12 protein-coding genes are annotated in these 13968 nt (G+C 68.0%); 6 read left to right on the plus strand and 6 right to left on the minus strand.

Going from position 1 to position 13968, the window contains the following annotated elements; translation table 11 throughout:
- Positions 1 to 11: 11 nt before the first annotated feature.
- The 5 genes from J2X52_RS15305 to cutA form a co-directional block, all read right to left on the minus strand.
- Complete coding sequence (locus tag J2X52_RS15305; protein ID WP_310155250.1) at positions 12 to 428, minus strand: lysozyme inhibitor LprI family protein; 417 nt, start codon at positions 426 to 428, stop codon at positions 12 to 14.
- Entirely contained in the window at positions 425 to 874 is a 450-nt protein-coding gene (gene aroQ, locus J2X52_RS15310) for a type II 3-dehydroquinate dehydratase (RefSeq protein WP_310155253.1), read from the minus strand. The genes J2X52_RS15305 and aroQ overlap by 4 nt, the downstream gene beginning before the upstream one ends.
- A gap of 103 nt (positions 875 to 977) precedes the next feature.
- Positions 978 to 1577, minus strand: a complete 600-nt coding sequence (locus tag J2X52_RS15315; RefSeq protein ID WP_310155257.1) for a TlpA disulfide reductase family protein — start codon at positions 1575 to 1577, stop codon at positions 978 to 980.
- Positions 1574 to 4015 (minus strand): protein-disulfide reductase DsbD, encoded by a 2442-nt coding sequence (locus J2X52_RS15320; RefSeq protein WP_310155259.1) that lies wholly within the window; start codon positions 4013 to 4015, stop codon positions 1574 to 1576. The genes J2X52_RS15315 and J2X52_RS15320 overlap by 4 nt, the downstream gene beginning before the upstream one ends.
- 58 nt (positions 4016 to 4073) lie before the next feature.
- On the minus strand, positions 4074 to 4403 hold the full coding sequence (gene cutA, locus J2X52_RS15325; RefSeq protein ID WP_310155260.1) for a divalent-cation tolerance protein CutA: 330 nt from the start codon (positions 4401 to 4403) through the stop codon (positions 4074 to 4076).
- Between the two features lie 186 nt (positions 4404 to 4589).
- Between cutA and J2X52_RS15330 the strand changes: the two genes are divergently transcribed.
- The 5 genes from J2X52_RS15330 (at position 4590) to J2X52_RS15350 (ending at position 11311) form a co-directional block, all read left to right on the plus strand.
- On the plus strand, positions 4590 to 5075 hold the full coding sequence (locus J2X52_RS15330; protein ID WP_310155262.1) for an acyloxyacyl hydrolase: 486 nt from the start codon (positions 4590 to 4592) through the stop codon (positions 5073 to 5075).
- A gap of 495 nt (positions 5076 to 5570) precedes the next feature.
- Positions 5571 to 5861 (plus strand): co-chaperone GroES, encoded by a 291-nt coding sequence (locus J2X52_RS15335; protein ID WP_310155264.1) that lies wholly within the window; start codon positions 5571 to 5573, stop codon positions 5859 to 5861.
- Between the two features lie 156 nt (positions 5862 to 6017).
- Entirely contained in the window at positions 6018 to 7658 is a 1641-nt protein-coding gene (groL, locus tag J2X52_RS15340) for a chaperonin GroEL (RefSeq protein ID WP_310155266.1), read from the plus strand.
- A gap of 158 nt (positions 7659 to 7816) precedes the next feature.
- The gene (locus tag J2X52_RS15345; RefSeq protein WP_310155268.1) at positions 7817 to 10003 is read left to right on the plus strand and encodes a hypothetical protein; all 2187 of its coding nucleotides are present in this window, start codon (positions 7817 to 7819) and stop codon (positions 10001 to 10003) included.
- 234 nt (positions 10004 to 10237) lie between these two features.
- Complete coding sequence (locus J2X52_RS15350; protein WP_310155270.1) at positions 10238 to 11311, plus strand: 3-deoxy-7-phosphoheptulonate synthase; 1074 nt, start codon at positions 10238 to 10240, stop codon at positions 11309 to 11311.
- Between the two features lie 80 nt (positions 11312 to 11391).
- Here J2X52_RS15350 and J2X52_RS15355 read toward each other — a convergent pair whose 3' ends face one another.
- Positions 11392 to 12609 (minus strand): NAD(P)/FAD-dependent oxidoreductase, encoded by a 1218-nt coding sequence (locus tag J2X52_RS15355; protein ID WP_310155273.1) that lies wholly within the window; start codon positions 12607 to 12609, stop codon positions 11392 to 11394.
- A gap of 114 nt (positions 12610 to 12723) precedes the next feature.
- On the opposite strand from J2X52_RS15355, the gene J2X52_RS15360 reads away from it, so the two are divergent.
- Positions 12724 to 13938: an FAD-dependent oxidoreductase gene (locus J2X52_RS15360; protein WP_310155276.1), complete on the plus strand. Its 1215-nt coding sequence runs from the start codon at positions 12724 to 12726 to the stop codon at positions 13936 to 13938.
- The last annotated feature ends 30 nt before the right edge of the window (positions 13939 to 13968 follow it).

Raw genomic sequence — 13968 nt, forward strand, 5'->3', positions numbered from 1 at the left:
GGTTGCGCGCGTCACAGCTCGGAATCGAGTGCGCGCAACCGGCGGGTACGTGAGTCGGTGTGGTCGATCATGCAATCGAGCCGCGCCTGGTTGCGGCCGCTGCCATCAGCGGCAATGGCGTAGGCCAAGTCGCAATCGGCATCGCGGAATGCGATCCAGCGGCGCTGCGCATCCACCAGTTGCGCCGACGTACATTGGCTGCAGGCGCCATCGCGGCGCTGGGCGTCGAGCCTCGGCAGCAGTTGCCGATAGGCGTCATTGAGTTGCTGGTCGGCGCGCGAGAGGGCATCGCTCAGGCACAGGTCGGTGTCCATCGTGCCGATCGGGCGGGCGCAGTCGATGCCGTGGTCGCTCTCGACAACCGGATCGGCGGCCTGCGCCGGTGCGGCAAGTGCCAACATCAGCAGGGTGAGCCAGCGCAGTGTCATGCCGCGGCCGGACCGATCCGCCGCAGCGCGGCGTCGAGCGCATAGCGGTAACTGTCGGCGCCGAAGCCGCAGACCACGCCGACGGCGAGGTCGCTGAAGTAACTGGTGTGGCGGAACGGCTCGCGGCGGTGCGGGTTCGACAGATGGATCTCGTAGAACGGCAGGGCCACCGCGGCCAGCGCGTCGCGCAAGGCCACCGAGGTGTGGGTGAACGCAGCCGGGTTGAGCAGGATCAGCGCGGTGCCGTCGCTGCGTGCGGCCTGCACCCGGTCGACCAGCACGTGTTCGGCGTTCGACTGCAGTGTCTCGAGCGCATGACCGGCGGCCTCCGCGGTCGCCTGCAGCGACGTATCGATGTCGGCCAGCGTCGCATGCCCATAGACCTCTGGCTCGCGGGTGCCGAGCAGGTTGAGGTTGGGGCCGTGGAGAACGAGAATCGAGGCCATCGGGGACGCAGTGCGGCAGTTGCGCGAAGTCTGCGGGATGTCCCCGATCGTGTCCAGTTCGCAGACGTTTGACGATTTTAAACGTCCGTTTGAATTCCCGCGGTCAGGGCGCGACCCAGCTGTCGATCTCGCCATGGGCGAACGGACCGATCCGTTGCTTGAGCAACCGACCGTCGCCCGACAGCAGCACGGTGTAGGGCAGCACGCCCCGCGGATTGCCCAGGCGCACGCCGGCATCGGCCGGGCCGGGCGTGTCGAGGGCGATGGTGTAGGTCACCGGAATCCGCTCGAGAAACGCGCGTACCGCATCCGTATCGTCGAGCGCGATCCCGAGGACCTGCACGCCGTTGGCGCCCTGTTCGCGGGCGAAGCGGTCGAGCTCGGGCATTTCCTCGATGCAGGGCCCGCACCAGCTGGCCCACAGGTTCACCAGCACCGGGCGGTCGTTGTGGGCGGCTGGCAACTGCAGGGCCGCGCCGTCAAGGCCGGCGACTTCAAACGGTGCAATGGCATCACCGCGGCGGGCGACGACCACGCCTTCGGGCGGCGCGGGTGCAGTGGCACTCAAAGTGTCGGCGTACAGGCGTTGCCCGGCCTCGGTCCCGAGCAGCGGGCCGGGACCGCCGACGAACAGACTGGCGAGCACGCCCAGGCCGCCGGCGACGACCGCGATGGCAACGACGGTCAGTGGACCGACCTTCATTCGGCCGCCCCGGCGCGCGCGCGCGCCAATGCCTCGACGACGATCGCATCACTGAGCAGGGCCGGCAGCACGACGCCGTCACCACCGCCTGCCGGATACACCACATAGAGCGGTACACCCACCGCGCCGTAGGTTTCGAGGAACGCGCCGATCTCCGGATCCACATTGGTCCAGTCGCCGACCATGTATGTCGCCCTGGCATCGGCCAGCGCCGTCTTGAACGTGGCGCCCGACAGCACCCGGCGCTCGTTGGCCTTGCAGGTCACGCACCAATCGGCGGTCATGTTGACGAACACCGGTGTGCCAGCGGCGCGCAATGCGGCCAGGCGCTCCGCGGAATACGCGACGTGCGTGCTGCCTTCGGTGACTGCGGCGGCCGCGGTTGCTGGCGCCGTCAGCCGGCCGACCGCGACCACCGGCAACAACGCCACCAGCGCGAGCGCCAGCGCGAGTCCGCGATGCAGCGGGTGACCGGTCCAACGGCGACGCTCGAACCACCACAACGCCAGCGCGAGCACGGTCATGCCCGCGACCAGCAGCGCCATCGCATCGACGCCGCGCTGCTTGCCGAGCACCCAGGCTAGCCACAGCGCGGTCAGATACATCGGGAACGCGAGCACCTGCTTCAGCGTTTCCATCCAGGCGCCGGGTTTCGGCAGCCGGTCGGCGAGCGCGGGCACCAGACCGATCAACAGGAACGGCAGCGCCAGCCCCAGACCCAGCATCAGGAACACCGCCAGCGCCATCGGCGTTGACGCGGTGAAGGCATACGCGAGCGCGCCGCCCATAAACGGCGCGATGCACGGACTGGCGACCACGCAGGCCAGCACACCCGTGAAGAAATCGCCGACCGGACCGCTGCGCCCCGCGAGTGCCTGACCGACATTGCCGATACGCCCGCCGAGGTTGAACACGCCCGACAGACTCAGACCGACCGCGAACATCAGATAGGCGAGCGCGGCGACGAACCACGGCTGCTGCAACTGGAAGCCCCAGCCCATGGCCTGGCCGGCGGCACGTAGCCCGATCACGAGCAGGCCCACCATCGCGAACGCGACCAGCACACCGGCCGTGTACCAGAGTGCATGCGAGCGAGCAGCCGCGCGACTGCCGCCGCTCCTGGCGATGCCCAGCACCTTCAGCGACAGGATCGGCAGCACGCAGGGCATCAGGTTCAACAACACGCCGCCGAGCAGGGCCAGGCCGAGGGCTGCGAACAGGCCGATCGACTTGTCGCCCGGTGGGCGCGTGCGCGATGCGTTGTCGGCGCTGGCATCAGGCGCGTCGACAGCGGTGCCCGCTGCGGATGCGTCGATGTCTCCGGTCGCAACCGGCGCAGGATTCGCCGGCGCTGCGGCGTCGTCCACATCGACGGAGGGCGTTGCCGCCGCAGGCTCGCCGGACGATGCGGCGCCGGCCATTGCAACCGCGGCCTCGGCCACGGTCTGCACGCGGCCCGCCGGCAAGGCGACGCGCACCGTGCGGGTCATCGGCGGATAGCAGATGCCCTCGTCCTGGCAGCCCTGGAACGTGGCGACGACATCGACCTCCACAGCGTCGGCGATCGTGCGCACCAGCGGCAGCGGCACGTCGACCTGGTCGAAGTACACGGTGACGTCGCCGAAATGCGCGTCGTGATGCGACTGCCCCGCCGGCCAGCGCGGCACGCCGGCGCGAATGCCGTCGGCACCGCGGATTTCGAAGCGGTTGCGGTCGCGATAGAGGTAATAGCCCTTGGCCGGCGTGAAGCGAAGCAGAATCGTGTCGCCGTCGCCCGCGATGGCTTCGAACGCGAATGCGCGTTCCGGTGGCAGCGCATCGTTGGCGCCGGTGAGCGTCGGCGCGCGCCCGGCGCTGTTGCCGCCGAGCGCCTGGCCGAACGCGGCGAAGTTCGAATCGCTCGCGGCCGGCGTGCGCGCCATGCCGCCGGCATCCCGCGGCAGCGCGACCTGCAGCATGCGCGTCTGCGGGGGATAGCAGATGCCCGCGTCCGCGCAGCCCTGGTACTTCACTTCGACCTGCAGCGTGTCGACGCCGTTGGCCGGGGCGCCGGTCAGCACGCCGGTGACCTGTCGACGGTAGGTCTCGACTTCGCCGAAGAACTCGTCGGTGTGCTTGCGACCCGCCGGCAGCTGCAGCGGTTTTGTCTTGAAGCCGCTCTCGACCCGTGCGCCCATGCGATGTCGATACAGGTAATAACCGTCGGCGATCGCCCAGCGGATCTCGATCCGGTCCGGCGCAACTGCTTCGGCGGACACCTTCAGTGCGTCATCGACCGGCAGCACATCGTCGAAGCCGATGCCCTGGCCCCAGGCCGGCAGCCCCGCGAGCAGCAGCACGCAGGCCAGCAGCCACGCGGTCGCACGGGCCGGCGACCCGGCGAAGAAGCGGAGCCGGCGATCGCGGCCGGAGAGGACATCGGAGAAGGGCGGACGCATCGCGTCAGTATCGCAGGCCGTCGCGGCCGATGCCGAACGCAGGTTCAGCGCACGCGCGTCATGGCGGCCCGCCTGACGCGACGGCATCGGCGATCCATTGCAGATACGCCGGCAGCCCGTCGGCGGCCTGCAGGGCGATCAGTTCCGGCACGGCATAGGGATGCAGCGCGACCAGATGCGCGCGCAGCGCGGGCAACTGCGCGGTCGTGGTCTTGATCATCATCAGCACCTCCGCCTCGCTGGCGACCGCGCCTTCCCAGCGGTAGATCGAACGCACGCCCGGCAGCAGGTTCACGCAGGCGGCCAGTCGGGACTCGACAAGCGTGCGGGCGATCCGCTCGGCGGTCGAGGCATCGGGACAGGTGCTGAAGCAAACGAGGATGTCCATGCCCCACATTATCGGCTGGCATCGTGCACGGCACCTCCACGCGTTCGCGGCCACGCTTGCGCGTCGGTGGACGGACACAGCATCCCGTCAGTGGGAGAAAGACCCCGCGCGCATTAGTGAACCGGCCGGTATAATTACTGCCCTTCACACACCAGCCGGATCGCCCCGCGATTCCCACCGAGTTCGATGCGCCCGATCATTTCCTCTATTGCCGCCGCCGCTCTGGCCTGCACTGTCCTGCCCGCCGCTGCCCAGAGCGCGCCCGTCGATATCGGCATCGGCGCGTCCGCGACCCGCGAGAACGAAACCACGCTGGTCGCCAGTGTGGCCTGGTTGCCCGAGTGGCGCCGCACCCGGAACGGTGTGCTGCGCTGGGACCTCGGCGCGGTCTATGTCCGCGGACGCGACAACACTCGCTTCGATCTGTCCGAAGACGCCGGCGTCTTCCACGGTGGCGCCCGCTACGAACGCGACAACGGCTTCGTCGCCGGCTTCGGCGTCGGCGTGCAGGCCGGTCGCACCACCGCGCTGTCGGGCAATCCGCAGTTCGTCAGCACGGCCGGCTGGCGCTGGGAGCGGTTTTCGTTGCTGGCCCGGCACATCTCCAACGCCAGCATCAAGCAGCCCAACGACGGCGAGACGATGCTGCTCGCGGCGTGGCGCTTCCGCTGACGGTGGACCGGGCTCGCAGTTGCATTGCCGGCCGCTTGGCCGCTTCGCCTGACGGTCCGCATCGGATGCAGTCGGCGATGACGATGGCCAATTTCTGATCGCGGGCCGCGTCGTTGCGCGCGCCGGCTAGACGAGGCGCTTCCCGAGCGATTGCACAGCTGCGCTCCGACCTCGATGCACCGTCGGTGCGGCGTGCTGCGCTGTGTCGGCCGGGCTCTTCCTTACAGAGCCCGCAGAGGGGGGCGCCAAGGCGCCAAGGGCGCAGCTTCTGCAGACCTTGTGAATGACGTGCTGGCGGATCCCGCCGGAGCTGCGCCTGTCGACGACGCCCGAAATTCTTTCGCGGGCAGCCCTTGTATTCCAATTCCCCGCGCCCATCTCCCGTGCGGCCCCGGTTCTGCCGGGTGCGTGCGCCAGGATTTCTGGCAGTCGCCATGGGCGAGTGCTAGAATCGGCGACCGATTTCTTTCCAATCAACAACTTAGCGAGGCTGTAATGAGCAACCTGAAGCCGCTTTACGACCGCATTGTGGTCAAGCCTGTCGAGGCCGAAGAGAAGAGCGCCGGCGGCATCCTGATTCCGGACAACGCCAAGGAAAAGCCCACCAAGGGTGAAGTCGTCGCCATCGGTGAAGGCAAAGCCCTGGACAACGGCAGCGTGCGCGCGCCGAAGGTCAAGGTCGGCGACATCGTGATCTACGGCCAGTACGCGGGCAGCGCCTACAAGGCCGACGGCATCGAATACAAGATCGTCAAGGAAGACGACGTCCTCGCGATCGTCGGTTGATCGAACGCGGGATTCGGAATTCGGGCATTGGGATTCAAGGCGTTGAGCGCCGTTTCCCAGTCCGTCCGAACTGACCGCAATCCCGCTTCTTCGGTGGTCAACGGACGCGTGTCCGTTCACCCCTAATCCCCAAATCCAGATTCCGGAGTTTTCCAAATGGCTGCCAAAGAAATCCGCTTCGGCGAAGACGCACGTTCCAAGATGGTGCGTGGTGTCAATATTCTCGCCAATGCCGTCAAGGCCACCCTGGGCCCGAAGGGCCGCAACGTCGTGCTCGAGAAGAGCTTCGGCGCGCCGACGATCACCAAGGACGGCGTGTCCGTCGCCAAGGAGATCGAACTGGCCGACAAGTTCGAGAACATGGGCGCGCAGATGGTCAAGGAAGTCGCGTCCAAGACCTCCGACAACGCCGGTGACGGCACCACCACCGCCACCGTGCTGGCGCAGGCGCTGATCCGTGAAGGTTCCAAGGCCGTCGCGGCCGGCATGAACCCGATGGACCTCAAGCGCGGTATCGACCAGGCCGTCAAGGCCGCCGTCGCCGAGCTCAAGAAGCTGTCCAAGCCGACGGCCGACGACAAGGCGATCGCGCAGGTCGGCACGATCTCCGCCAACTCGGACGAGTCGATCGGCACGATCATCGCCGACGCGATGAAGAAGGTCGGCAAGGAAGGCGTGATCACCGTTGAGGAAGGCTCGGGCCTGGACAACGAACTCGACGTCGTTGAGGGCATGCAGTTCGACCGCGGCTACCTGTCGCCGTATTTCGTCAACAACCAGCAGTCGATGTCGGCCGAGCTCGATGACCCCTTCATCCTGCTGTACGACAAGAAGATCTCCAACGTCCGTGACCTGCTGCCCGTGCTCGAAGGCGTGGCCAAGGCTGGCAAGCCGCTGCTGATCGTCGCCGAGGAAGTCGAAGGCGAAGCGCTGGCGACCCTGGTCGTCAACACGATCCGCGGCATCGTCAAGGTCTGCGCCGTCAAGGCACCGGGCTTCGGCGACCGTCGCAAGGCGATGCTCGAAGACATGGCCACCCTGACCGGCGGCACCGTGATCTCCGAGGAAGTCGGCCTGACGCTCGAGAAGGCGACCATCGCCGACCTCGGCCGTGCGAAGAAGATCCAGGTCTCGAAGGAAAACACCACGATCATCGACGGCGCCGGCGAGACCGGTGGCATCGAAGCCCGCATCAAGCAGATCAAGGCGCAGATCGAGGACACCTCGTCCGATTACGACCGCGAGAAGCTGCAGGAGCGCGTGGCCAAGCTGGCCGGCGGCGTTGCGGTGATCAAGGTCGGCGCGTCGACCGAGATCGAGATGAAGGAAAAGAAGGCCCGCGTCGAAGACGCCCTGCACGCCACGCGCGCAGCGGTCGAGGAAGGCGTGGTCCCCGGTGGTGGCGTGGCGCTGGTGCGCGCGCTGCAGGCGATCGGCGAGCTCAAGGGCGCGAACGAAGACCAGAACCACGGCATCATCATCGCCCTGCGCGCGATGGAAGCGCCGCTGCGCGAGATCGTCACCAACTGCGGTGAAGAGCCGAGCGTCGTGCTCAACAAGGTCAAGGACGGCACCGGCAACTACGGCTACAACGCCGCGACCGGCGAATACGGCGACATGATCGCGTTCGGCATCCTGGACCCGACCAAGGTCACGCGTTCGGCGCTGCAGAACGCGGCTTCGATCGCCGGTCTGATGATCACGACCGAAGCGATGGTTGCCGAACTGCCGAAGAAGGAAGAGCCGGCGATGCCGGGCGGCGGCGGCATGGGCGGCATGGGCGGCATGGATTTCTGATCCAGCCCCACTCTGTTGCATCGTGAAACAGAAAACCCCGCCGCGAGGCGGGGTTTTTTCGTCTGGGCTGCAGGGCCGCTCGCCGCATATCCCACGGGCGCGCGGTGCGCGCGTGCAGGCTGTCGTCACCGGCATTCGCCCATGCTGGATGGATGTCGATGTCTGCTCCTGATCCGTGGTGGCGCACGCACCGCACGGGCTTGCGCCGTGCGGGCGTGGCGCTGGCCGTGCTCTATCTGCTGTATCTCATCGCGGCCAACCTGTTCCTCAACAGCACGTTCGGCGCGGACGTGATCAACCGCAAGCCCGAGCGCTTCCACGCGCGCTGGGACTGGGCGATGAGCCTGTATCCGGGCCATATCCACGCGCGGGGCATCGTCATGGGCGGCCACGCACGGACCAACCTGTGGACCATCGCCAGTCCGCGCGCCAACGGCCGTATCAAACTGCTGCCGTTGCTGGGCCGCGAGCTCGCTTTTGGCACCATCCGTGCGCAGCGGGTGTCGGTGCATGTCGCACGCACCCCGCACGACATGCCGACGACCCGCAAGCCGGGCAAGCCGCCGTGGACCCTGCGCTTCGATGCGATCACCACGCCCAGCCTGCTGCGGATGGACTTCTACGAGGCCCGCGTGACCGGTCACGGCGAGGCGCGGTTCGAATTCGAGAAGACCCTGCAGGGCGGCGCGATGGAAGTCGGCCCGTCCACGCTGAAGATGCCGGATGCGATCCTGCAGGTCAGCGACGTGACCCTGCTGCGCAACGGCAGTCTCGAACTCGACATAGAAATTCCCGCGCATATCCGCGAACAGGCGCAGGGCGAGGAAAAGCTGGTGCTGCTCGATGCGCGCATGCGCGTGGACGGGCCGGCGCCGGGCATCGATCTGGTCGCGCGCAACGATGACGCGTTGCCGATCGGCACGGCCGGTTTCGTCGGCCAGCTGCGCGCCGACCTGACCCTCGAACGTGGCGTGCTGATGCCCGGCAGCCAGCTCGACTGGTCGGCGCCGGTGTATTCCGATGCCGCCGACGGCACGCCGCTACGGCATCCGCTCGGCGTCGCATTGCGCACCTCCGATGACGCCATTCTCGTCGCCGCGCGCGTACCGGCGCCGGCCTCGGGCACGCCGTGGCTGCGCGCCGATCTGCGCGTCGCCGATCGCCGCATCGGTCCCGACGACTGGCTGCGGCCGGTGCGCGCGCTGGGCGGTACGGTCGAGACGCAATGGCCCGCGGTACCGCTGCGCTGGATCGACGTGATCCTGCGCGATCTCGACTGGCTGGCCTTCGACGGCCGCGCCGATCTGGATGCGGACGTGCGCCTGCACGACGGGCAGTTGCAGCCTGGCAGCCGCATCGACCTCGATGATGCCGCGCTGTCGGCGCGGGTACTCGACAACCGTTTCAGCGGCAATGCGCATGCCCGCATGCGGATGCGCGACGACGCCGAGGCCGGCCAGCGTACGACGATCGGCATCGTGCTCGACCGCTTCACGCTCGCGCCCGAGGCCACGCCGGACAGCATCGACCTGCGCGGTCGCGATCTGAGGCTCGATCTGGCCTCGACGGGCACGCTGGCCGAGTTCCACGAACATCTGGACGCGCGGCTGCGCTTCGACGATGCGCAGGTGCCGGACCTGCGCACCTACAACCGCTACCTGCCCGGCGACAGTGCGCGCCTCGTCGGCGGCAGTGGGCATGCCAGCGGCGACATCCGTCTCGACAATGGCGGCGAAATGATCAGCGGCCGCATGCGCGTGCGCGGGCAGGACGTGCGCGTGGCGCTGGGCCCGTCGCAACTGTCGGGCAATGTCGATCTCGACAGCCGCCTGTCACGCATGCAGCGCGTCGGCCGCCGTTACAAGATCGATGCGATGGCGGTGCGTCTGGGTGGTGTGCGGCTCGATGGATCGGGCGGCGACGATGCACCGTGGTGGGCGCGGCTTGCCCTCGAGGACGGCACGCTGGACTGGCGTGAGCCGTTCGAGGTCAGCGGCCGCGGCCGCGTCGACATGCGCGATGTCAGCGTGCTGCTGGGCCTGTTCGCCGAGCGCACCGTGTTCCCGCGCTGGATCGGCAATCTGATCGATTCGGGTGAGGCGCATGCGACCGGTGACCTGCACGTGCGTGGCAACGAACTGGTGTTCGACCGTGTTGAGGCGAGCAACGACCGCATCGACATGCAGGCCCGCCTGCGCATCGCCGACGGCACGCCCAACGGCGATCTCTACGCGCGCTGGGGTGTGCTCGGCATGGGCGTCGAGCTGCAGGGCGGCGAGCGCACACTGCATATCGCAGGTGCGCGCGACTGGTACGAATCGCGGCCGCCACTGTTGCCTGAGTGACCGCAGTCCGGCGCGATGGTCGCGACTGCAACCGTCGCAACGCGTGGAGTGCCGTGTTATCAATGGCGCCATGACCTCGCGCCCCGCCCGCTTTTTCTATTGGTATGCGTTTCCGACGCCACCGGCGGCGGACGGTCTGCGCGCGCCCTGAGACCAGGTCGCACGACTTCCCGAAAGCCGCCATAGACCCTGGCGGCTTTTTTCGTTTTCAGCCTTCCGTTTCCGAGATCGACCATGCCCCCGCACACCGATGACCTTCGCATCCGCGACCTGCAACCGCTGACCCCGCCCGCCACGCTGCTCGCCGAACTGCCCTGCACTGACGCGATGTCGACCACCGTCTCCGATGCACGCAACGCCTGCCACGCGATCCTGCATGGCGAGGACGATCGTCTGATCGTCGTCGTGGGTCCGTGCTCGATCCACGACCCGGTCGCGGCGATGGAATACGCGCACCGCCTGCGCACGCTGCGCGATACGCACGGCGACGCGCTGGAACTGGTAATGCGCGTGTACTTCGAGAAGCCGCGCACGACGATCGGCTGGAAGGGCCTGATCAACGATCCCAATCTCGACGGCAGCTTCCACATCGACAAAGGTCTGCGTCTGGCGCGCGGCCTGCTGCGTGAGATCAATGCGCTGGGCCTGCCGGCGGGCGTGGAGTTCCTCGACATCATCAGCCCGCAGTACCTCGCCGATCTTGTCGCCTGGGGCGCGATCGGCGCGCGCACGACCGAGAGCCAGGTGCATCGCGAGATGGCGTCGGGCCTGTCGTGTCCGGTCGGCTTCAAGAACGGCACCGGCGGCGACGTGCGTATCGCGGTGGACGCAGTCGGCGCGGCCTCGCATCCGCATCATTTCCTCGCCGTCGGCAAGGACGGGCGTTGCGCGGTGGCGTCGACGTCCGGCAATCCGGATTGTCATGTGATCCTCCGCGGCGGCGCGGCGCCGAACTACGACGCGGCGCATGTCGAGGCGGCCTCCGGCGTGCTGCAGGCGCAGGACCTGCGCGCGGCGCTGATGATCGATGCCAGCCACGCCAACAGCAGCAAGAATCCCGACAACCAGCCCAGGGTCATCGACGACATCGCACGTCAGCTCGAAGGCGGCGAGCGCCGCATCGTCGGCGCGATGATCGAGAGCCATCTGGTCGGCGGAAAGCAGGCGCTGGTGCCGGGCACGCCGTTGGTCTACGGCCAGAGCATCACCGACGGCTGCATCGACTGGGCGACCACGGTGCGCACGCTCGACCGCCTCGCCGATGCCATTCGCACGCGTCGCGCGCGGGCGGATTCGCAGGCAGCCTGATCTCGTGTAGGAGCGCGCTTGCGCGCGATCGGGCGTCGCCGGGAATGCCATCGCGCGCGAGCGCGCTCCTACAAAATTCTTTACGCCGCGCTGCCGGCGGCCATGCCTGACGCCCAGGCCCACTGGAAGTTGTAGCCGCCCAGCCAGCCGGTGACGTCGAGCACTTCACCGATGAAATACAGCCCGGGCGCGTGCTGTGATTCCATCGTCCGCGACGACACGCCGCCGGTGTCCACGCCGCCCAGGGTGACCTCGGCGGTCCGGTAGCCCTCGGTGCCGCTGGCGACCAGCGGCCAGGCCTGCAGCAGCGCAGCGGTGTCCTGCAGCTGCGGCGGCGTGAACTGTTTCATCGGCCGGTTCGGCAGCCAGATCTCGCACAGGCGCTGGGCGAAGCGGCGCGGCATCAGTTCGGCCAGCACGTTCTTGAGTTCGGTGCCGGGGCGCTCGGCCTGCTGCGTCTGCAGCCAGGCGAGCGCGTCGCGGCCGGGCAGCAGATCCAGGCGCAGATCATCGCCGGGCTGCCAGTAGGACGAGATCTGCAGGATCGCGGGCCCGCTGATGCCGCGGTGGGTGATGAGCATGCGGTTGCGGAAGAACGCGCCATTGCAGCCGGCTTCGACATCGAGCGCGACGCCGGACAGTGCGTCCAGGCGTTCCTGGTGCTTGCCGCTGAGCGTCAGCGGCACCAGGCCGGCGCGTGTCGGCACCAGCGTATGGCCGAAGCTGCGCGCGAGGTCGTAGCCGAAACCAGTTGCGCCCATGCTCGGGATCGACAGGCCGCCGGTCGCGACGATCAGCGAGGCGCAGCGCAGACGCCCGGCGACGGTGTCGATTGCGTAGCCGTCGTCGATGCGCCGCGGCAGCTGCACCGTGCAATGCGTGCGCACCTGCACCCCGACGGCGTCGGCTTCGTCGAGCAGCAGCTGCACGATCTGCTTCGAGGACCCGTCACAGAACAGCTGGCCCAGTTCCTTTTCGTGCCAGGCGATGCCGTGACGATCGACCAGCTCGATGAAATCCTGCGGCGTGTAGCGCGCCAGCGCCGATTTGCAGAAATGCGGGTTGTGCGACAGGTACTGCGCCGGCGTGGTGCCGGTGTTGGTGAAATTGCAGTGGCCGCCGCCCGACATCAGGATCTTCTTGCCGACCTTGTTCGCGTGGTCGAGCACCAGCACGCGACGGCCGCGCTGGCCGGCCGCGATCGCCGCCATCAGCCCGGCCGCGCCGGCGCCGAGCACGATGACGTCCCAGTCGGTGGCCGGCAGGGTGGTGGCGGCAGTGGCAGGCACGACGGGCATCGCGGCACGGGACGGATACGGGGGCGCGCAGTCTAGCGGCACGGGCTGCGGGCGTCGTCGGCGTATTCACACAGCCCTGCCTAGGCTGTCGCACCTCCCGCCCGATGCGCACCCATGGACCTCAAGAGCGGATACCCCTTCTGGGCCGTGCGCAATGGTCTGATGCATGCGTTTCCGCGGCTCGAGGCCGATGTGGCCTGCGATGTGCTGGTCGTCGGCGGTGGCATCACCGGCGCATTGATCGCCGATGAACTCGCCACGCACGGTCATTCGGTCCTCGTCGTCGAGCAGCGCGACATCGCCTGGGGCAGCACGGCCGCGAGCACCGCGCTGCTGCAATACGAGATCGACACGCATCTGGTGGATCTGGCCAAGCGCTACGGCGAGGACGATGCGGCGCTGGCGTATCGCGCCTGCAGCGAATCGATCGACATGCTGGGCGAGGTGGCACGCGGCCTGCGCGATGTGGATTTCGAACGCGCCGACAGCCTGTATTACGCCAGCCGCAAGCGCGATGTCGCCAGTCTGCGCGCCGAATACGAGGCGCGTCGCAGCCATGGGTTCGACATCGAGTATCTGGAATCGGAACCGCTGAAAGCCGAGTACATGATCGACGCGCCTGCTGCGCTGCGCAGCAAGCAGGCTGCGCAGGTTGATCCCTACCGCTTCGCGTCGCGCCTGCTCACGCGGCTGGTCAAGCGCGGTGCGCGGGTGTTCGACCGCACCGCGGTTCTGCGACTCGATGCGCGCGCCCGCGATGTGGTTGCGACCACCGACAACGGCGCGCGCATCCGCGCCCGCCACGTGGTGATCGCCGCCGGCTACGCCAGCCAACACTGGTTGCCCAAGCAGGTGGCGCGCAACCGCAGCAGCTACGCCTTCGTCACTGATCCGATCTCCGAAGCACAGCTTGGCTCGCTGGTCGGCACCCTGGTCTGGGAAACCGCGCGGCCCTACCTCTACATGCGCACCACCGGGGACCGCCGCCTGCTGATCGGCGGCGAGGACGACAATGTCGACGTGCCCGCGCGGCGCGACGCGCGGGTGGAGAAGAAGGCGCGGGTGCTGATGAAGCAGGTCGCCAAACTCCGCCCGGATCTCGACCTGACGCCGACGTTCTCCTGGGCTGGCACCTTCGCCGAAACCGAAGACGGCCTGCCGTTCTTCGGCCCGCATCCGGCGACCGGCAAGCGCGTGCACTTCGCGATGGCCTATGGCGGCAACGGCATCACCTATTCGATGCTCGGCGCCGGCCTGCTGCGTGCGCTGATCGAGCGGCGCAAGCATTCGCTTGCCGCCCTGTTTTCCTTCGATCGCCTCGACCGCTGACAGCGCCGCGCGCGCGTGGATAATCGGTGC

It is taken from the genome of Luteimonas sp. 3794, assembly GCF_031456825.1.
Taxonomy (GTDB): domain Bacteria; phylum Pseudomonadota; class Gammaproteobacteria; order Xanthomonadales; family Xanthomonadaceae; genus Luteimonas.